Origin of the sequence: Streptomyces sp. NPDC053750 (genome assembly GCF_044544295.1) — a bacterium.
GTDB lineage: Bacteria > Actinomycetota > Actinomycetes > Streptomycetales > Streptomycetaceae > Streptomyces.
This window is the reverse complement of sequence record NZ_JBITXB010000010.1, coordinates 130,879-149,752: the sequence shown is the minus strand read 5'-3', so window position 1 is coordinate 149,752 and position 18,874 is coordinate 130,879. Positions and strand designations below refer to the sequence as shown.

At 68.5% G+C, this 18,874-nt stretch carries 15 protein-coding genes and 2 pseudogenes; 6 read left to right on the top strand and 11 right to left on the bottom strand.

What is annotated here, in order from left to right; genetic code table 11:
• Nucleotides 1-12: 12 nt before the first annotated feature.
• The 3 genes from ACIGO6_RS26670 to ACIGO6_RS26660 form a co-directional block, all read right to left on the bottom strand.
• Nucleotides 13-213: a DUF397 domain-containing protein gene (locus ACIGO6_RS26670; protein WP_399880428.1), complete on the bottom strand. Its 201-nt coding sequence runs from the start codon at nt 211-213 to the stop codon at nt 13-15.
• Nucleotides 214-215: 2 nt separating this feature from the next.
• The gene (locus ACIGO6_RS26665; RefSeq protein ID WP_399880425.1) at nt 216-1,076 is read right to left on the bottom strand and encodes a helix-turn-helix domain-containing protein; all 861 of its coding nucleotides are present in this window, start codon (nt 1,074-1,076) and stop codon (nt 216-218) included.
• A gap of 454 nt (nt 1,077-1,530) precedes the next feature.
• On the bottom strand, nt 1,531-2,286 hold the full coding sequence (locus ACIGO6_RS26660; protein ID WP_399880423.1) for a hypothetical protein: 756 nt from the start codon (nt 2,284-2,286) through the stop codon (nt 1,531-1,533).
• A gap of 55 nt (nt 2,287-2,341) precedes the next feature.
• On the opposite strand from ACIGO6_RS26660, the gene ACIGO6_RS26655 reads away from it, so the two are divergent.
• Complete coding sequence (locus tag ACIGO6_RS26655) at nt 2,342-2,566, top strand: hypothetical protein (protein WP_399880420.1); 225 nt, start codon at nt 2,342-2,344, stop codon at nt 2,564-2,566.
• A 134-nt stretch (nt 2,567-2,700) separates the two neighbouring features.
• Here ACIGO6_RS26655 and ACIGO6_RS26650 read toward each other — a convergent pair.
• The 3 genes and pseudogenes from ACIGO6_RS26650 to ACIGO6_RS26640 form a co-directional block, all read right to left on the bottom strand.
• Nucleotides 2,701-2,898, bottom strand: a pseudogene (locus ACIGO6_RS26650) (hypothetical protein); the annotation flags it as partial.
• A gap of 57 nt (nt 2,899-2,955) precedes the next feature.
• Nucleotides 2,956-3,258: a hypothetical protein gene (locus tag ACIGO6_RS26645; RefSeq protein WP_399880842.1), complete on the bottom strand. Its 303-nt coding sequence runs from the start codon at nt 3,256-3,258 to the stop codon at nt 2,956-2,958.
• Nucleotides 3,255-3,718, bottom strand: a pseudogene (locus ACIGO6_RS26640) (RNA polymerase sigma factor). The gene ACIGO6_RS26645 and the pseudogene ACIGO6_RS26640 overlap by 4 nt, the downstream one beginning before the upstream one ends.
• A 644-nt stretch (nt 3,719-4,362) precedes the next feature.
• On the opposite strand from ACIGO6_RS26640, the gene ACIGO6_RS26635 reads away from it, so the two are divergent.
• Nucleotides 4,363-4,815: an ATP-binding protein gene (locus ACIGO6_RS26635; RefSeq protein WP_399880417.1), complete on the top strand. Its 453-nt coding sequence runs from the start codon at nt 4,363-4,365 to the stop codon at nt 4,813-4,815.
• A gap of 103 nt (nt 4,816-4,918) precedes the next feature.
• Nucleotides 4,919-5,326, top strand: a complete 408-nt coding sequence (locus tag ACIGO6_RS26630; RefSeq protein ID WP_399880414.1) for a hypothetical protein — start codon at nt 4,919-4,921, stop codon at nt 5,324-5,326.
• Nucleotides 5,327-5,332: 6 nt separating this feature from the next.
• Here ACIGO6_RS26630 and ACIGO6_RS26625 read toward each other — a convergent pair whose 3' ends face one another.
• The gene (locus ACIGO6_RS26625; protein WP_399880411.1) at nt 5,333-8,506 is read right to left on the bottom strand and encodes a type ISP restriction/modification enzyme; all 3,174 of its coding nucleotides are present in this window, start codon (nt 8,504-8,506) and stop codon (nt 5,333-5,335) included.
• 466 nt (nt 8,507-8,972) lie between these two features.
• Here ACIGO6_RS26625 and ACIGO6_RS26620 point away from each other — a divergent pair, with 466 nt between their 5' ends.
• Entirely contained in the window at nt 8,973-11,345 is a 2,373-nt protein-coding gene (locus tag ACIGO6_RS26620) for a hypothetical protein (protein ID WP_399880408.1), read from the top strand.
• Between the two features lie 49 nt (nt 11,346-11,394).
• Here ACIGO6_RS26620 and ACIGO6_RS26615 read toward each other — a convergent pair whose 3' ends face one another.
• Nucleotides 11,395-11,619: a hypothetical protein gene (locus tag ACIGO6_RS26615; RefSeq protein WP_399880405.1), complete on the bottom strand. Its 225-nt coding sequence runs from the start codon at nt 11,617-11,619 to the stop codon at nt 11,395-11,397.
• Nucleotides 11,620-12,017: 398 nt separating this feature from the next.
• Here ACIGO6_RS26615 and ACIGO6_RS26610 point away from each other — a divergent pair, with 398 nt between their 5' ends.
• Both ACIGO6_RS26610 and ACIGO6_RS26605 read left to right on the top strand, forming a co-directional pair.
• Nucleotides 12,018-12,662, top strand: coding sequence for a hypothetical protein (locus ACIGO6_RS26610; protein WP_399880402.1), 645 nt, complete (start codon nt 12,018-12,020; stop codon nt 12,660-12,662).
• A 160-nt stretch (nt 12,663-12,822) separates the two neighbouring features.
• The gene (locus tag ACIGO6_RS26605) at nt 12,823-14,592 is read left to right on the top strand and encodes a hypothetical protein (RefSeq protein WP_399880399.1); all 1,770 of its coding nucleotides are present in this window, start codon (nt 12,823-12,825) and stop codon (nt 14,590-14,592) included.
• 173 nt (nt 14,593-14,765) lie between these two features.
• Here ACIGO6_RS26605 and ACIGO6_RS26600 read toward each other — a convergent pair whose 3' ends face one another.
• The 3 genes from ACIGO6_RS26600 to ACIGO6_RS26590 are packed head-to-tail and all read right to left on the bottom strand — an operon-like array spanning nt 14,766 to nt 18,798.
• Entirely contained in the window at nt 14,766-15,605 is an 840-nt protein-coding gene (locus ACIGO6_RS26600) for a hypothetical protein (RefSeq protein WP_399880396.1), read from the bottom strand.
• A gap of 28 nt (nt 15,606-15,633) precedes the next feature.
• Complete coding sequence (locus ACIGO6_RS26595; RefSeq protein ID WP_399880393.1) at nt 15,634-16,218, bottom strand: hypothetical protein; 585 nt, start codon at nt 16,216-16,218, stop codon at nt 15,634-15,636.
• A 33-nt stretch (nt 16,219-16,251) separates the two neighbouring features.
• On the bottom strand, nt 16,252-18,798 hold the full coding sequence (locus ACIGO6_RS26590) for a DUF262 domain-containing protein (RefSeq protein WP_399880391.1): 2,547 nt from the start codon (nt 18,796-18,798) through the stop codon (nt 16,252-16,254).
• Nucleotides 18,799-18,874 lie beyond the last annotated feature (76 nt).

The following is an 18,874-nucleotide window of genomic DNA, read 5'->3' as shown; positions in this document are numbered from 1 at the left end:
TCCTGGTCGGCGCTATCCCGCCGTGAGCGCGACGAACGCCGCCCACTCGCCCCGGCCGACCCGCAGCACCGGCCCGTCGCCCGCGGCCTTGGAGTCCCGTACGTACACGGCGTCGAAGCCTGCGGCCACCTCCACGCAGTCGCCGCCCCCTGATCCGCTGTAGCTGCTCTTGAACCAGTGCAGCCCGTCCACGTTCTCGGTCCCCTGCTCCATGCTCACGTCTCTCCCACCAGTCGTTCGATGAGCCGCGCAGACTCCGCGCCATTCAGCGCCTGTGATCGCAGCTTGCCATACCGCAACCCGAAGGCGCTGACCTCTGCCGGATCACGGACGACGCACCCGACCTCTTGGGATTCGATGTACCCGAGCTGATGGTGCTCGTTGGTCTCCAACAGCACGAATGGCCCGTTCAGCCCGGAATGGAACCCCGGAGCGGCAGGCATGACCTGCACCTCGACGTTGCGCAACGCACCGACCTCAAGCAACCGTTGCCACTGCCCGCGCATGACTTCCTCATCGCCCACCGGGTTCTGCAACGCCTCCTCACTCACGATGAACGACAGCTCCGCGAGCGGCACCCGAGTCAGCAACTTCTGCCGACTCAACCGAGCCTCCGTGTGCTGGTCGATGATCTCCTCGCTCAACGGCGGGCAGTGCCCCGCGAACACCGCCCGCGCGTACCTTTCCGTCTGCAACAGCCCCGGCACCAGCAGCGGATCGTACGAGAACCGGCTGACGACCTCCGCCTCGATGACCGCGAAGTTGCGGAAGAACCGCGGCAGTTTCGCCCGGTCCACCTCGTCCTGGAGCACCTCCAGAACTCCGCCCGCCTCCAGCACCCGGTCCGCCGCCCTCGTGAACGCCGCCTTCGCCGGCCGCCGCCCCTGCTCGACCGAGGCGACCTGCTCCATCGAGTAGCCGATGGCCTCCCCGAGCTGCTGCTGGTTCAATCCGGCCCGCTTACGCAGATACTGGAGCAGCCTCCCGTACGCCGCCCACGCCCCCGGCAGATCGCCGCCGCCCTCCTCCTTCGCCTTCGCTGCCCGACCGCTCCGCGTCTCCCGCACCGTGCTCATGCCTCACGCCTTTCCGTCCCGGAACGCACCCCGCCCACCCGCACACGCGGCGGCGCCCAACCGGACCGCCGAGACCTTGCTCAACGCACGCCACGACGGCCTGGATATGGCTCTGGACCCGTACAACGCCCGTACCAGGTCCCGTACGACCCCGTGCAGCGAGGGTCGGTTCCCGCAGAACACGGCGGAATCGTGGACGGCTCGGTGCTGACATGGCCGTCGTTCGGAACGAGCCTCATTCCTTGCCGCGCCACGATCGCGCCATGATGAGATGGGGGCTGTGAGCCAGATATGCAGGTGGTGCGACCGCCCGTTGAAACAGCGCCGGTGGCGCCAGTACTGCAACCGCCGGCACGCGGTGAAGTACCGGGTGACGAACTGGATCGACCAGCTGCTGACCCACGGCTTGTGACGCGGCCGACGGCCGGATCCCCCTGGTTGCCCGGAGGACCGGTCAGGTCTCCGGCAGTACGAGCCAGATCTCGGAGATGGCGAGGCCGTGCTCACGCATCACCGCCCCGCAAGGGCAGCCCAACGTGGCCCGGTGCCAGTCGCAGGTCACCGTCCACGGGCCGTCCTTGCCTCCGCACTCCGGGCAGCCGACGGTTTCGGCTGCCCATACATCCGGCGCGGGTCTGGTGTAGTGACGGAATCTGCCCGCGTAACTGACCTGCCAGGACTTGACCGGCGGTGTGAGCGGGGCGGCGCCAGGCACGCTCGTCGCGGCGAGGGCAGTGAACAGTGCGGCCAGGCCGGGGAGCAGGGCTTCGCCCGCTTCGGTCGGCGGCGCCGCGCGTTCCGTCGTTCCCGGCACGATGCCGTACCTCGGCGCCGCGGCCGCTCGGGGCGGATTGGGGGCCGCGTGCCAGGGCAGCAGGGCGCGGGCGACGGCGGCCAGGAGGGCGGCGGCAGGCGGGCTGACGGTACCGGCGTCGAGGTGGTGGACAGTAGTCCGGAGTATGCGTTGGAGCCGTCTGTCCCGGTCCGTCGCCCTGGTCCGTGCCGCTGTGCCCCGCCGGGTCGGGAGCGGGGCGGTGAGGCGGATGAGGACAGCCCTTGCCGCCTCGGCGTCCGCCGAGGACAGGCGCCACTCGCCCGCAGCGAGGAGCTGCCGCGCTCTCATGGACTCCCGGGTGAGAGCGCGTGTCCACAGAGGGTGTGCCGTGGCGTCCAGCAACTGCTCCACATCCCCGGCCGAACCGTTCACCACGCCTCCCACACCTTCGTAACGAAGCTCGGTGTGCCGCTCCGGCTACCCTCCCTGCATGGAGCAGGACCAACCCCTCGTTCGTGACGTCTTCCCCGACCCTATCGCCGAGCTGACCACCCTCTTGGAAGAAGAGGGAGAGCATGAGTTGGCGATCTGCGTGCGGGATGCCCGTCTGGTCGCCATGTGCGACTGCGGCGACGACTTCTGTCAGAGCATCCACACGGCGGTGCACCCGAAGGGCAAGCCGTACGGCGAGGGCCACCGGTGCGTACCGCTCTAGCCTTCGAAGGGCATGCTGATCCTTCCTGTCGTGCACGGCCGGATCATGTACATCGAGATACTGAACCGGGCGCCCATGCGCAGTCCGAAGCTCTGACGTCCACGCCCCGCCGCGAAGCGGCCCCGCCGGGACCGTCAGCGGAACGCGGCGACGTTCTCCGCAGCCCACTGCCGGAAGGGCCTGACAGGGGATCCGGTGACGCGCGAAACCGTGTCGTGCGCCTTGAGCAGTCCCTCGTTGACATCCCCACCCATCACGGCGTTCGACGCGAACTGCGTCGGACGCAGGATCGTCCGACTCATCCCGCTGTCCCGGAGCAGCCGCTCGACGGCACCACCTGAGCGGTCACCGACCGCCGCACACTCGACGTACCCGGCAGGGCAGGCGGTTCAGGTCGAGGCGGGGCCGCCCGCCTTCGTCAGGGTGCAGACGCCGTCCGTGCAACTGCGTTCCAGGCGGCCGCGGGAGACGGTCTGCGCCAGGCCGATCAACCAGCAGGTCGGGCAGCCGCGGAGGGCGACCAGTCCCAGGGGGGCGGCCAGCAGGGTGGCGGGGCCGACGAACGGCACCAGGGCGATCGAGCCGATGATCAGGCCGAAGCCCAGAGCACCGCGCAGCAGGTGCTGCGGGACGGAAGCGCTGGCGAAGTCCGCGTCCGCACGGACGGGCTTGCCTGTTTCGGAGGTCTTTATGGTTGTGCCTCTCCTTCGGCTGCTTCATCGGCCGCCAGGGCTTGCCGCAAGGCGGCCCGGGCGCGGTGGAGTCTCGATTTCATGGCCGCGTTGTTCAGGCCGAGCGACTGGGCGACGAGGCGGCCCGGGTACCCCTGGACGTCTCTCATATTCGCACCTGCCGCTGGTCGCGGGGAAGACCGCTGACCGCGGCGGCGACCCGCTCGGCGTCCAGCCGCCGCAGCACCGAGGTCTCCGCGGAGGGCGCCGGCTCGCTGCCGGCCTCTTCGGTGACGGAGGCGGAGGTGAGCAGTCGGAGGTGCCGCAGGCATTCGTTGCGCACGATGCGGAACATCCAGGAGGCCAGGGCGCCGGATGCGCGGAGCGTGCCGATCTTCCGGTAGAGGATGATCAGTGCTTCCTGAGCTGCGTCCTCGGCGTCCTGCGGTGTGGCGCACAAGGACAGAGCGAACCTGCGCACGTGGGGCTGCGACTCCATGATCACAGCGGTCAGTGAGCTGATGTTGCCGTCCTGGGCGGCTTTGACCAGCCGCTCGTCGGGCCAAGGGGAGCTTCGACTCATGTGCCCTGCTCGTGTCCGGGGATCTGCCGTCGTGACCGGTGCGGATCAACCACGGTTCCGGTTCCTCCGCTTGAGCAAGGTCACGCTGCACATGCAGACCAGCAGTACACCGGCCACGGCGATGATCGCGATCGTCATGCTTCGTTCCTCCTGATGTCCGCCGGCCCGCTCGGCCGGTTCATGGATAAGAGGCGGCGGAGGCGGAAAAGGATTCAGAGCCGTTGCGGCCGGCCCCGGAGCGCGGTGTTCGTCCGCATCCGCTGCCCACCGGCATGGTCCACGTCAACGGCCAGTCCGTCGCGGACGAACCACAGGCCCCCTTCGGCGGCGTGAAGCACCCAGGTACGTGCGGACCTGCTACCGGGAGTTCCGCGGGCTCGCGGAAGGGGTGCCGGCCCGGACGGAGGAACTGGTCGCGGAGTGGCCGAGGACGTGCGTCGGTCCGTACACCTGCCGTACGAAGCCGTACGGCGGCCGTACCGCGCGGCTGGGTACGGAAGTCCGGCCTCGTCAGGCCGCGTGCGTGACGGGACGGTTACTCCATGAAGCCGCCGAACGTGTCCACCGAACCACCCACCCGTGTCCCGCAGTTCACCGTCCGCCTCAGCAGCACCGGACGCGGAGCCCGTCTCGCCCGCCGACTCGCCGTGCAGCAACTCGCGGCCTGGGGTGTCCCGTACGACTCCGAGACGTCACAGGCCGTCGTGCTCGTCACGGCCGAGCTGGCGGCCAACGCCGTCACCCACGGCCGTACCCCTGGACGAGACTTCCGGCTGACGCTGCTCTTCCTCCCGGAGCACACCGCCGTCCGCGTCGAGGTGACGGACACCCGCCCGGAACGCCTGCCCCACGACTCGGCTGCCGAGCCGGCCGCACTCGACGCTTCTTCGGGACGTGGACTGCTACTCGTGGCCGAGTACGCCGAACGGTGGGGTTGGGAGGTCCGGGATGCGTACACGAAAATCGTCTGGGCCGAAGTGCTGTGGCCCGCTTGACGCCCAGTCTTGCAGGCAGCCGGGCCGAACCGTCCTGGACACCGGAGCCGCACGGGCGCGAAGAGAGCCCGCACGACCACACGGTGCGGGCCATACTGGGGTCATGCTCGATCCCATCGGTCAGCTGTCGCCGCTCCAGCACCACCTGTTGCGGGAACTGGACCTCTGCGACCTCCCTGCTCCCGAAACGGGGCCGGAGTCATACGTGGTCCGGGACCTCGACACGGACGAGGTCCGGGAGGCCCTGCCGACGCTGCTGTGGGCCGGGCTGGTCGAGCAGCGGGACGGTGACCGGGGCACACTTCGCCTCACCGACACCGGAGCGGCAGCTCTGCGGGCGGCGGAGTGCGACGAGTTGGCGGCGCGGTTAAGTGCCGTGGCTTCCTTCGCGGACACCGTGGCGCGCGGAGCGGCACCCCGTTCCGCCGGACACGCCCTGAGACGGCTGGCGGAGGGGACGTGGACCCTGGAGCAGGCCGAGGCCCACGTCGCGGCCGGCGATGGTGCGTAGCCACGGTCACGGTTCGTCCGCCGGTCGGTCGAAGTCCAGCACGACACGTCGCCGGGCACGGTCGGCTCTGGGCTGAGGCGGGAGAACACCCGCCGACGTGAGGTCGGCGATGGTGACGACCGGAGAGTTCACGATCTTCGTGGTGAGGACCTGCTGCGCCGGAGCGAGGTCGACCAGGCGACGCAGGACGGACAGCAGGTCGATCAGCTCCGTGGACCACTCGCTCGGCCACGTCGTGACGTGGAGGTCGTCCAGTGGGCTGGTCCTCCGGCTGGTGGGGGAGGCCTTCCGGTAGCCGAACCACTTCTTCACGATCCGCATGCCGCCGACTTCGTAGTTCCAGACTTCGGGCGGGACCCCCGTGAAGGCGCCCAGCCCCACGTGGAGGGTGCTGCTCTCCTCGTCATACGTCAGCGTGTCGGGCACGGCGGAGCCGATCGGCGTCGTGTACCGCACCTGGCGCGGGTCTCCCGGAGGGAAGCCGACGCCCTCCTGAGCGGACGCCGGTGCTTCGGGCGGATCGCCCCGCTCGCCGTAGGTGGCCGCCCCCAGGAACGCACGGCCGAGACGGACTGCCTCGCTCCACAGCTCCGGGTCGCGGGTGAGGGGCAACCGGACGCCCGGGGTGAGCAGTTCCTCGGTGAAGTGCTCCGTGAAGGCGCTGTGCCCGGCGACGGCCACGGCGTAGGCGGCGAGGTCGTGCACCGTCACCCCGTCCAGGCCGAGGACGGCGGACAGGTACCGGAGCAGGCCGGTGGGCACGTTGGCGCTGCCGTCCGGGTGGAGGACGGGGTGCACCCTTCCGCCCCGGCCGTTGAAGTGATGCGTGTCCGGGAGCAGCGCCGTCGCCACCAGCGCGGGGCCGCTGTCGATCTCGTGGCTGCTCTGCTGGTTGAGGAATACCTGTCCGGGCTGGAGCGACTCCCACAGGTCGGGCCTGGGGCGGTCGAGTACTCGGTTGTCGGCAATGAGCCATTGGCGATCGAAACTACGCAGGGCGACACGCAGGAGCGGGGGGCGAGTGCCGGCTTCTCCGCCGATGGTCCGGTCGGGATGCGGAAAACCGGGCAGGCACGTGACCCGTGCGTCGAGCCGACGGTCTCCTGTCTCTTTGAAAAGGAGGGCCTTGGCCTCCTGGTCCTCCTCACCGCAGAGGCGAGCCCAGCGGTGCTGGAGGACCGACGGGTGAGGTGACGAGACCCAGGAGCGATTGGTGGTGAAGCCCAAACTGCCCCAAGGAAACAGCGCGTCCAGCGCCGGGTACTCCTCCCAGTCGGACAACGCCGCAGGAGTGAAGGGCCGTATCCCTTCTGTATGCGCGTCCCGCCAGCCGTCGTCGTCCAGACCGACCGCACGGAGCTGAGCGAACTTCTCGGCGCGCTTGCCGTGCAGGGCCCGGTAGTGGATGCGCGCGGGACGGGTGGCGTCGTGGTCCGCGTGCCGTACGAAGAGGCAGATGGACAGCGGCTGGGCGACGTGCGGGAAGACGCGGGTGGCCACGTCCGAACGCTGCCCCTCGGGCGACAGGTTGATGACCCACCCCTCGTCGCACGTCCGGCGCAGGTAGTCGCGCATGCCCCGCCCTGCGGGTCCGGTGGCGAAGGCGGACGGGGTAATGAAGCAGACGACACCGTGCCGGTCGTCCGCGTGGACGTCGAAGACCTTCCAGGTGGCCCACCGCCAGAAGTAGACGTACAGGTTCTTCAGCGCGTGCTCGTAGCGGCCGTTCCCGGGGTGGCGGAAGTCGTCCAGGGGCGGGCGGCCCTGGCCCTTGACGCGCTTCTCGATCCAGCCGCCGCGGTTCTCTGCCTTGTCGTCGTAGGGCGGGTTGGAGATGACCACGGTGACGGGGACGTTGGCCTTCACATGGTTGGCGCGGGCACGGGAGTCCGACAGGGCCGCGTAGGTGGAGGCGAGCTGCTCCTCCTGGACGTACGGGTCGTCGAGCGTGTCCGTGACGTGGAGGTTGAGCCCGCCCGGCGGGAGCTCGGCGCCGTGCTTCTTGAGCAGGTCGGCGGCCCGGAGCTCGGCGACCGCGAACGGGCCCATCTGCAGCTCGAAACCGTACAGGCGCCCAGCGAGGCGGCCGATCGCGTCCCGCGCCATGGCCTCGCCGGAGCGTGCGGCGGCCTGCCGCGCCACCCGCTCGGTGATCGTGTGCAGGTAGGTTCCGGTGCCCATCGCGGGGTCGACGATGTGGACGCCGTCGTCGCCGTAGCCGCGGGCCTTGCCCAGGCGGGTGCGCAGGACGTCCTCGGTGAGGCGCACCATCTCCTCGACCACCTGGTGCGGGGTGTAGTAGGAGCCGCTGCGCCGGCGCAGGTCGTCGTCGTAGACGGAGAGGAACGACTCGTAGAGGTGGAGGTAGGCGTCCCGGTTGCCCTGCCGGATGGTCTCCCAGTCGACGCGTTCGACGGTGCGGGCGAGGAGGGCCAGGGTCACCTCGAACCGCTCGTTGACGTTGTCGGTGAGGAGCTGGAGGGCCTTGCCCATCAGGGCGTGACCGGCGTGGAGCCGCCGTCCGATCTCGTGGAAGCTCGTGCCGGCGACCCGGATGTCTTCCGTACGGGCGAGGAGCAGGGCGAAGGTGACGGTCTGCGCGTAGCCGTCGGCGAACGTCGCGTCGTCGGCGGTGGGGAAGAGGAGGCGGCGCCAGTCGCTTCTCAGGCCGGTGAAGGGACGCTCGACGGTGGGGTCGTCGGCGTCCATACCGCTCTCCGCGCGCAGTTGTTCCCGCACGGCCTCGCGCAGGAGCCGGCACAGCGGGGCGATGTGCTGGACGAGCACCGAGACCCGCCGGACCTCCTGCGGCCTCCAGAAGAGCACCGTTCGTGCGAGCGCGTCGAAGGCGGCCGGGTCGGAGGCGGTGAGTTTCGCACCGGCACTCTTCAGCGCCCCGGACAGGACGACCTCCTCGCCGACCAGCGTGCCGTACTGGAAGACGCGCCAGTGAGTGCCGTTGGTGTAGAGGAGGTTCGGCAGGTCGCGCAGGCGCTGCCACTGCCGTTTGTCGTGACCGGTGAAGGTGTCGGGGTCGATGCTCTTGCCGGGCCGCTTCACCTCGATATAGCCGGTGATCTGTGCGTCGACGCGTACGGCGTAATCGGGCCGCACGCCGAGGTGCGGTATGCGAGTCTCCGGGTGCCAGCTGATCTCGCGCAGGGCGTGATGCTTCCCCATGGCGCGGAACAGCTGCTCCAGCGGGCCTCGGATCGCCGCCTCGCGATCACCCGGTCCCGCCAAACTGCGTTTGCACTCCGCGCCGAACGCCGAGACGGCGTCCTGTAACCACTGCAGGCGTGCGTCAGCCATTGTCCCCCCAGACCTCGGGCCCCGGACGTGACGCGGAGCCGGCCCCTCCTGATGCGCAGTATGGGACAGCTTTTGACCCAACGGCAGGGCGCGTACATGGGTTGGTGCGCTGGCTTACGCGCTCGGCTCGTGCGGCCGTCCTTGGACTCAGTCCCTGCCCCACCGCTGGTGTGTATGAGTCGTGAGTGTGCGGCCCCCGCATCAGAAGAACAAGGGTGTACGCGCAGTTTCGTCCATCGCTTGTGAACTTAGTGCATGGAAAGCATACTGGAGCGGATCGTGCCACCCGCCACTGGCCGGGCGAACAATCCTCTGAGTGTCGCTGTGAGGTCCCATGCTCGACCACCGTCTCGTGCAGACAGCCGTGATCGGTCACAGGAACTCCGACCATCCGGTCATCCTGCCGATGGACGCGTGGGAACTGGACCGCTGGCGCAAGGCGCACCCCGGGTACTCCTACTGGTGCGGACTGCAACTCGGCGGCTGCGGTGGGGAGCTGAGTGACCGGCGGTACACCACCAAGGTGTGCCACTTCGCACACCACCCGACGGCCCCGGTCTGCCACCGGAAGAACAACGGCGAGTCCAGCGCCGACCACCTCTTCATCAAGCGGGGAGTGCAAAGACTGCTCGGCAGGGGGAAGGTGAAAGGGCGGGTCGAGACACGCGACCTGGGCAGCGGCCCGGGCGACGCGGTGGACGTGTACTTGCCCGACAGCCGCCGTCGGCTGCGCTTCCAGCTCAACGCCGTTGACTACCGAGCCTGGCGCCGGGCCGACGACGAACTCGCAGCGGACGCCGACGGCATCGATTGGTTCTTCTCGTCAGAAGGACCGATCACTCAGCAGCTCGTCGGTCGCCACGGCTACTGCCTCCGGGTCCGCTGTGAAACGGTGGGCGGCGAGCGCCGCGTTCACATCGGGGCCGAGGCACGGGACCGCACGGTGTCCTGGACACCGCTGGAGGACTGTGCGGTGACGCCGTCAGGCATCGTCACACCGGACACCGAGAAGATCCGCCTGACCCGTCCCCGCCCCCGGCCGGCCGTCTTCCCCCTCCAGGGAGGCCTCGCCTTCGCCCTCGTCCCCGAGGCCGACGTGCCGGCCGACTCCCCGTTCGCGGCGAAGGACCGGCACTTGCTTGTGGCCGATGTGAAACCCGTGGACGGCCCGATCGTCCGGGCGCTGGTGTCACTCCCAGGAGACACTGAGGTCCCGCCTGCCGAGCACGTCTACCGTGTCCCTGACGGCGCCCGGTTGCTCATCGCAGAGGGCGCCTCGGACTGGACGGTCGAAGCACGACGATACACACGCCTCAACGCGCACGAAGCCCAGCGTACCGGGCTGTGGACGCGCCCGACGGTTGCTGAGCCGGTAGTTGCCCAGACCGTGCCCGAGCCCAGGACCCGTGAGCCCGAGCCGGTCAATGCGGCGAAGCCGCTCACCATCCACGAGCCTCCGGCCGCACCCGCCTTGCTTTCCCGTGGCGACATGGCGACTGCCGTGCGAGACGCCCTGATACAGCACGCACGCCTGCGGACGACGACCACGTGGGAGACCTTGGCCCGCACCGTCAGCCCTGCGCTCGCCCAGTACTCGGACACCGGCCGTCGCGATCTGCTGGTCGCGGTCGACAGCCCGCTGCGGGAGAACGTCCCGGTTCTCTCTGCGCTCATCCGGGACCAGGGAATGCAGCTCCCGTACCTCTTCAGAGTGCTGTCCGAACTGGGTGTTCCGCACGCGGCGGTCTCGCACCGCATCAAACGCTGGGCTGCCGTGGAAACAGAGCGTGCCTTCGCCGCTTACGGCGTCCCTGCACGTTCCATACCTCCACGCATGTCCCTGGAACCGGAACACCTGCCGGTAACGCACCTTGCGGACGCACGAAAGCCCGCCGACGGCTTCGCCGCACACCAACGCACCGTCGACCACCGACAAGTGACAGCACAGCGTGGAGACGGTGAAATGAGGTCGTCCGCCGTCTCGAAGGTGAGGCGCCTTCGCGCCCTCGTCACAGAGCTCGAACAGATGCTGCCGACGCTGGGCAAGGGGCCTCGCAAAAGAGCGCGTAAAGCGCTCCGTCCGGCACAGATTTGGCTCGACGCGTACGACGGCACGACGCGCACCACACGACGGAAGCGTGCGGCGTTGGTCCACGAGACGGCCGGAGACTTCGTCTTGCCTGTCCAGCGCGCCTTGGAGGCGGCGAAGGAGAGCGTCAGAGCTGCCAAACAGAACGAGGAGCGCCAGCGGGCCCGGGAGGAAAGGCCCCGGCGTGCGGCTGACCTGGGCTCGCGCGCGAACCGCACCACACAGGGCCCGCACACGGCAGCGGAAGACCCTGTCGGCCGGCTCACGAGGCAGCTTGTTGACGTGGCTGCAGTGGGCCGAACAGTACCCCTGCAGGACTTGGTCCTCGGCTCCGGTGGCAACGGCGCACGCCATGTGCTGTCCGCGGTCGACCGGGAGACGGGCCCGGACGTGCCACTGCTCTCTGCGCTGGTGACCGGCAAGGAGGGCATGCCCGTAGCCTTTTTCCGTGACATCCTCAGAACGGTCGGTCTGGCCGTGCCGCAGACGGACGAGGCCCTGCTGAAGATCTGGCGCCGCGAACAGGAGCGGGCGTACGCCGCCCATGGGAACCCTCCCCGCCCGCTGCCGCCGCGCCTGGTTCCGACGGCGTCGCAAGCCGGGCCCCCTCGCGCATGACCGGGTAATGCACCGGCTCCTGGAATGCGTCGAGCTTCGCGACGGGCTTTCAGTCGGTGGAGAAATGATGAGCGAGTCGGTTGATCTCCTCGACCCACAGCTCCAAGTCGTCGCCGGGCCGCATGTAGGGCGTGCGTCGAGCCAGCTTGAATAAGCCGCCAGAGGGTCGGCCGGTCTCCCGCAGGACCACGAGTGCTGAGAGCAGGGGCAGCGTCCCGTCCGGGCTCTCCCGGACGGAGGAGTCCTCGAGCAGGTAGGGTATGGGGGCCCTCATGGGCGGGGACATGGTGGCCCCGCCGAGCCAACGCCGTGCTGAGATCGCGGTACGTCAGCGGTGCCGCCCCCGCGCGGTCCTGCTTCCGCAGGATGTCTACTACGGCGTCCAGTGCCCGCTCGTACTCCAGCGTGTCCTTCTTCATTGCCCTCTCCCCATCCCCCGTTCGGCGCTGAACCGGACCAGGGCCTGAGGGCCCCGATCGCAGAGGTGCACGACGAATGTCCTGCATTGAGTTGTGAACTCAGTACACGAGTGCCATGCTGGGTCAACCGGCGAGGCTGAGCAGGTCCGACATTCTGCTGGAACCACTCGCCGGGGGCCGACCTGGGGGCGATCAGTCCCGCCTCCTGTCCGCACGACGAGCCACTCTCATCTCCAACGCCTTGGGGTTCACCATGCGCATCACCCGTGTCTCCGCAGCGGCAGCGCTGCTGCTCGCCGCGCTCACCGCCTGCGGCCCGACCACCGATACCGGCAAGAACGACGCTGCGCCCACCGCTCCGTCGGCCCCCGAGGCGTCGGGTGCCGACACCGTCGACGCGGCCCCGGCCGACACCGAGTCCTCCGCGAGGCTGCCGAGCATGGTGGGCAAGGGGCTGCAGAGCGCCCAGGAGGAGGCGCAGGGCGTCGGCTTCTACCACCTCGTGTCCCACGACGCGCTCGGGCGGGGCCGGAACCAGATCCTCGACCGGAACTGGAAGGTCTGTGCTCAGACCCCGACGCCCGGTACGTACGCGACGGACACGGAGGTCGACTTCAGCACGGTCAAGCTCGAGGAGAGCTGTCCCGCGAGCGGCGACCAGGCCGAGCCCGAGGAAGCCGGCTCCACCATGCCGGATTTCGTGGGCGAGTCGGTCAAGGTCGCCCGGCAGGCGCTCGATGGCTCCACCAGCATCACGGTCAACGACGTGTCCGGCCAGGACCGGATGGTGCTCGTCGAATCGAACTGGCAGGTCTGCTCGACCGACCCGGAGGCCGGGGTGGCGCTCGAAGGGCAGCCCGTGAGGCTCGGAGCCGTCAAGTTCGGCGAGAGTTGCTGACCATGTGCCAGCTCCGTCGCAGGTCAGTACCCCAGTCATACTCACGCAGGAATCAGTGCCCGTGGATTCAGACCGAACCGCAGGGTGTCGAGCCGTAGACTTCGCCAGGGTTCGTCGACGGTGTCTGGCCGTTGCGCGCCCTTGCGGGGGAGGAGATCGCATGCAAGGAACTTCGGACTCGACTGGCATTGCCGAGCCTCAGGAGGACGGCCGGAGCAATACGACCGACTCACCTGCAGAGGATGGTCCGACACCCAACTCGGACAACGACTCGACGACGGCGTCGACGATCCTGGTGGAGGTGCTCCCTGGGGTGGCTCTCGTCGCCGGTGAGGTCCCCCCGGAGCTGAAACCCGATCTGATCGACTTCGGAATTGTGCCGGCTGCCGACCGCAAGCAGATCTCAGCGATCCTCGCGTCGATCGGGAACGCGGCGACCGTGGTCGGCAACCTCGGGAACGCGTTCGCCGGTGTGCAGGGGCTCTACAGGATCGGCGACACGGCACAGGCCCTGCTGAACAGCGGCGCGACGCTCGCCGTCAAGGACGGAGCGAACCTCGGAACGGTGATGGTTCCGGGCCGCTTCATGCATCAGGCCCGCCTCTACCCCGTGAGTGCCGTGAGCAAGGCTCAGACCGCGGCCTCGATCGGGCCGGCGCTGGCCATGGTCGGCCTCCAAATGATGCTGAGCGAGGTGTCGAGCATCGTCAGGACCAACCTCGCGGTGACAAACCAGGTCCTCACCACCATCCGCAAGGACCAGTGGGCCGAACTGACGGGGCTCGTCGCCGCCATCGATCGCGCGGTCGACCAGGCGCGAGAGATCGAATCCGTCCCGGCGTCCTTGTGGGAGGACGTCGCAGGCAGTGGAGCGCTGCTGCAGAAGCAGCTCGAGCTCTACCAGGGGAACGTCCGCGACCACGTCAGGCAGATCGGTCGGCCCGACGCACGCAGCCACCGTGAGTATCTGCAGACGAACGCCGAGGCGATCGCCTTCGACGCCTACGCCCTCCTGTCCTCCCTCAAGGCATGGACCGGGTACCACGCGCTCCGCGCCGCGAGAGCGAGAGCCGCTGGACGCGAAGACGCAGCCGAGGCGCAGTACGCCGAGGTCATCGCCCGTGACACCCGCGCTGAGTTCGACTCCGTTCTCGCCGAGACGACGAGCCTCGTCGACGCGCTGACACGGGAGCTGCGCATCACCGCAGAGCTCCCCGGCCCCGACAGCTGGCCGCTTCCGGGGAAACGGAAGGAGGTGAAGGCCGCCCGCGAGACCTCCGCCCGCCTTCTGGAGGCGATCGAGCCTCTTGCCAACGCCCTCCGGCCGCCGGCCCCTGTGCTCGAGGCTCCCGGCGTTGTCTGCGCCCCCGAATCGCTGGTGCTCAAGCCGTACCTTCGCATCCTGCGGTGGTTCATCGAGGACGGTGAGACCCTGCGCGTCCTCGGCTTCCCCGACCAGCTCGACGCTTTCGGCCCCATTTCCGCGATCCTCGGCGGAGCGAAGGAGAAGTTGGCGGCAGCGCGGGACAAGACCGCGGTAAGGGAGCTGGTCGCTGTCACGGATCGCCGCATCATCACAGCCAAGACGAACGCCTTCCTCGAGCAGGGCGAGATCGGTCAAGACATCCCGATCGACCGAGTGCGATACGTCCGAGCAGCGAGCCCACAGGACAGAGACGCTCGCTTGGCGATCGACCTCATCACGCGTGACGAGAACATTCGGTGGCTCTTCCACGCTGACACTGAGAAGACTCAAGTGGACGCGCTCGCCGCCGTGCTCGCCGAGTCGATGGCAATCCCGGACGGTGAACGCGATGCGCTTCAAAGGCGGCTTCACGCCCCCATTGAGGCGGGCAGTGACGGCGACAGTACTGGCACGAGGTCCGTGGGGCCGATTGGACCCGAGTCCACGACCAGCGAAAGCGATTAGGCACGGAGCCGATCGACCAGTTCATGGCCATGCCGGTGGAGAACCGGCATGGCCGGGTCGATGGCATTCGCCGATTTCATCCGTTGGAGACGGCACCATGTCGTCCCCCTCGCCGGCGCCTCCCGGGCAGATCGGGGCCGCGGTAAGCGCCGTTCCGTGCGGCGCTCTCACCCTCACAGGCCCGGGAAGCCAGGGGCCCACGTAAGCCATGTGCCGACGGATTGAGCCAATGACGACCACCGGGGTGCCGCCGGGCGCTTCTCCAGCACCAGGACAGGGTGTATGCGGCGCCCGGGGTGGGAGGTGCGGAGCTGATGCGCGTAGTCGAGGACCTGTCCGATGCCCAGGCGGATCTGCTGGTCCTCCCGCGCGCCCGTCAGGCTCTTGATCTCGGCTATGAACACGTCTGCCTCGCGGGACCACCCCGCGTCGAAGGCGGGAGCGCCTGGTGCGTGGGTGCGCACCTCGATGCCTTGACCGGAAAGGTGCGCGAGGAGCGCACCCACCGTCGCCTCGTGCGCGGCCGTCGCTTTGTCGAGGTGGTTCAGATCGAGAGCGAGATCCACGGACGGGCGTCTACCCGGCCTGCGCCCGCGGAGAGGAGCGCCCAGGATGCCGCTCTGGGCCGAGTCGGCTGCCACGGGACGCACGTACCCGGCGCCCGACCTCCTCAGCCTCAGACACGGGGCGGGACGCCGCTTGAGCAGCTTCGAGAAGCCGTCCGCGTCCACGACGCAGACGTGTCGCCCCTCGTCGCGTGAGACGCCGGCGCCGACGAGCTTGCCGCTGTATGCGCGGCGGCTGTCCGCCACCACCTTGCTGGCCAAATCGCCGTAGACGACCAGGGTGATCTTCCTTGAGAAGTCGGTTTTGGTGTCCGCACCGCCTCCCTCCGCCAGTTCCTCACATCGAGTCCTGACCGTCCACTCGCCGTCGACGAGCACGCGACCCGTGAAGCAGATCGTGTGACCGTTGAGGCTGCGGACGGTCCCTTGGCATGTCCTGTTCGACACCACACCTCCTCAGCCGCCGTCTGAACAGTCAGCCGATGTGACGGAGCACGGGCACGACCCGGAAGTGGACGAAGCCGAGTACCGGCGTCTCGTCGTCCTCGCCGGGGAAGAACAAGGCGTGCTGGAGGGGCTTCTCGTCCTGTGGGTCGTCCAGGTCGACGAGCGGCAGGTCCGGGCGGTCGTGAGCGGGCTCCAGCGTGACGTCTTCTTTCGCGGTCAATTCCTGCAGTACGAACAGCCCCACTCGGTCGATGAGGGCTTCCGTGGTCAAGGACTTGTTGACTCGCGGCCTGTCGTGCTTGTCGACGTACGTCGGGTACACCATGACGCGGAGCTCCCACCGCCCCGGCGTGGGGGCGATGCCGGATCGCAGCCGTCCGTGCAGATTCGATAAGGCCGAGGGCCTCTCGGGCATGACTGGAGGCTTGTGAAGTCCCAGGTCTCGTTCGCCGTTGCGCCAGTGGTTGTCGTGGATCTTCAGCGTCGGGTGTCCGGGAAGACGCAGCCCCCACTCGACGGCGTCCGCCACCGCCGTCTCGCCGGACAGCGTCGTGCCGGTTTTCGTCACTCGGCCGCTCTCGCGTGTCAGCTCGAGCTCGCTCAACACATACACGGGTGCCTCCCTCATTCGCGATGGTTGCTTTGCTCAGTCCCGCCGCGCCAGATCGAGTGCCGCGACCCCCACGAACCAGTCCAGGACCTCGCACACCTCGTCGCCGTGCTCCGCGAAGACCGTCAACGGGAAGGACGGCCGGAGCTCCAGCTTCGCTTCGGGCAGGTCAACGCCGTCGATCTTGTTCAGGCGGTTGAGCAGTTCCCGGCGCTGTTCCGTGTCGTCGAAAGGGCTGCGGGATTTGAGGTACTGGAAGACCACCTCGACCGTGCCGCTCACCGGGTAGACGCCGATCGGCCACAAAAGGTGCGGCCGGTGGCTGGTGCCGGCGTCGAGTACCGGGAAACAGCTGGTCTCCTCGTGCCGCCCGTAGTTGACGTAACCGCCTTGGCGGCGCCAGAAGTCGAGGGCTGCCATGACTCCGTCGTAGGCGTCCGGCCAGTTCTCCCGCAACTGCGTGAGGAACCGCTCGGCCGCCGCCTTGTCCTCCCCCTCGGGAAGCGGATCCTGCGAGACCGGCTGTGTGACGTCCTTGCCCAGCAGAGTGGCCAGTTCGGCGGCCGTCAGGCGCTGAGAACGGTGGGCTCGCCCCCACGAATCGAAGCGCACGCCCTCGCCTGCCAGCAGCTCCTGCGGCGGTTGCCGGTCACTGCCCTCCGGCCAGCGGAACGAAGGGGAGATCTTGCCCTCGACGGTGAGGACGCGGTGAGCTCCGATCACTGACGGGTTGGTGCCCAGATAGGCCCCGACCGCCACGGGATGACTGCCGATGAGTTCGGCGACGTCACCATAGGTCGTCCACGTGCCGCTCGGCATCGCCACCAACGCAGCCCGCAGTTCTGTCCAGCCCGGCGACTCCTCCCCGGTCGGCTTGATCCCCCCGATCGGACCGGGCCACAGCTCGACGGCGCGGTCCGTCAGACGGTCGGCGCGGGCCAGGATCTCAGCCTTGCCCCAGCGCTTCGCCTCGGCGATCTCGAGGTTCATACGCAGAGCGCTCGACTCGAGGATCTGCTGCTTGCGTTCGAAGGGGTGGTTGGACAGTTTGCCGTTGTCGCCGGTGAGTGTGAGGTTGCCCAGCGTGTGGACCAGCAGGTCGTGCAGTTCCTGAGGAGCCTGATTCGGCTCTGTTTCCTCGTCGAGCAACTGGAGCCAGGCCTGGGCCGGACGCTGTGGCAGGACGTGCTCCACGCTGAGGGCCGCCTTGGCGAAGTCCACCGGCTCGGACGGGCGATAACTCTCCTCCAGCCGACGCAGGATGTAGCTGCGCTGTGGAGGGCGGCCGCTCCAGTAGAACGGCTTGCTGCGGATCGCCTCGCGCAGTTCCTCGTCACTCGGCCATCGTCGGCGGCGTCCGGAGAGGAAGCGGCGAACCGCCTCGGCCGCCGGCCGGTCCGTCTCCAGCTCCTTCGGCGCCTCCATGAAGATCCGGTTCAGGCCGGTGGTCGGTGTCTGGCAGATCAGCCGCCGCACCAGGTAGGACTCGACGTACAGCAGTGCCTCTGCGGCGTCGTCGGGCGTGGTCCGCCCCGCGTCCACGAGGTCGAGGAGGTGCAGTGCGATCGGATAATGGGTCTGGCCACCCCAGGACATCAGCCGCTCCAGCACGGCGCGGAGCGCGGGGGACTGCTCACGGGCCGGGTCGAGGATGCGGTGGAAGCGCTGTCCCCGCTTCGACAACTGCTCGACCTCGTACTGCAGTGCCGCTTCGTCACCGGCCATCGGCTGCAGCCGCTTCTGCTGCTCCCGGTAGATCTCGCTCTGCTTGGCCTTGTAGTTGCCGCGCACGATGAGGTCGAGCCAGACCAGCAGTTCGAGGTTCTTCGGACCGAGGCTCTGCTGCATGGGCAGCCACAGCTCCTGGTACACGCGCTCACCCCGCTTGGGTAGCAGCATGAACACGTAGTTGCGCAGCAGGTCGCTCTGACTGAGTCCGACGCCCGTGTTGTTGATCGATTCGAAGATGCGGTAGACGTTGTCGCCGGACTCGGCAGTGATCTCGACGATGGAGAGCAGGTCCTTGAGGATGGTCTCGACGGTCGAGATCCACCGCTCGTCACCCGCCTCCTGGCCCTCCGCGAGAGCGCCGCGGAAGAACCGGTACGCCGCGCCGACGTTGTCGCTTCCGCCGGCCTCGGCCCTGGACTGCACACAGGACGTGTACGCGTCGCGGTCGGCTTGTGTGGGAAGCAGCCGGTAGTGGTCCAGCCCTTCGTGGAACTCGTTGACCAGTATCTGCCGGTGTACTCGGTCCACCCCGCGCAGGTCGCCGCTCTCCTTGAGGTGATCACGCAGCGCGGTGAACGCCAGCATCAGCGTCGTCAGCCGCTGTTGACCGTCCACGACCAGCCACCTCTGGACGCCCCCGGCCTGGATCTGGCCGGGAGCCAGCACCACGGAACCGAGGAAGTGCGGGGCGGTGGACTCGCCCGACAGGTGCTGCTCGACGAGTTCGCAGACGTCCTCCCAGAGCCGATGCAGCTGGTCTCTGCCCCAGCTGTACGTCCGCTGATAGAGCGGCACCTGGAACTGCTTGTCTCCCTGGACGAGCTTCAGGAAGGTGATCTCCTGGGCGCGCATGCGCTTCCTTTCTCTGCCGGGGCACGGGTCGGCGCCCGTCCGACGTGTTCAGCCGTAGCGGCAGCGGTCACTCAAT

Bases quoted from the DNA above. Each gene is read 5' to 3' on its own strand.
- ACIGO6_RS26670 (WP_399880428.1), bottom strand. From the start codon at position 213: ATGGAGCAGGGGACCGAGAACGTGGACGGGCTGCACTGGTTCAAGAGC.
- ACIGO6_RS26605 (WP_399880399.1), top strand. From the start codon at position 12,823: ATGCAAGGAACTTCGGACTCGACTGGCATTGCCGAGCCTCAGGAGGAC.
- ACIGO6_RS26625 (WP_399880411.1), bottom strand. From the start codon at position 8,506: ATGGGGAAGCATCACGCCCTGCGCGAGATCAGCTGGCACCCGGAGACT.
- ACIGO6_RS26635 (WP_399880417.1), top strand. From the start codon at position 4,363: ATGAAGCCGCCGAACGTGTCCACCGAACCACCCACCCGTGTCCCGCAG.
- ACIGO6_RS26630 (WP_399880414.1), top strand. From the start codon at position 4,919: ATGCTCGATCCCATCGGTCAGCTGTCGCCGCTCCAGCACCACCTGTTG.
- ACIGO6_RS26610 (WP_399880402.1), top strand. From the start codon at position 12,018: ATGCGCATCACCCGTGTCTCCGCAGCGGCAGCGCTGCTGCTCGCCGCG.
- ACIGO6_RS26655 (WP_399880420.1), top strand. From the start codon at position 2,342: ATGGAGCAGGACCAACCCCTCGTTCGTGACGTCTTCCCCGACCCTATC.
- ACIGO6_RS26620 (WP_399880408.1), top strand. From the start codon at position 8,973: ATGCTCGACCACCGTCTCGTGCAGACAGCCGTGATCGGTCACAGGAAC.
- ACIGO6_RS26665 (WP_399880425.1), bottom strand. From the start codon at position 1,076: ATGAGCACGGTGCGGGAGACGCGGAGCGGTCGGGCAGCGAAGGCGAAG.
- ACIGO6_RS26590 (WP_399880391.1), bottom strand. From the start codon at position 18,798: ATGCGCGCCCAGGAGATCACCTTCCTGAAGCTCGTCCAGGGAGACAAG.
- ACIGO6_RS26615 (WP_399880405.1), bottom strand. From the start codon at position 11,619: ATGAGGGCCCCCATACCCTACCTGCTCGAGGACTCCTCCGTCCGGGAG.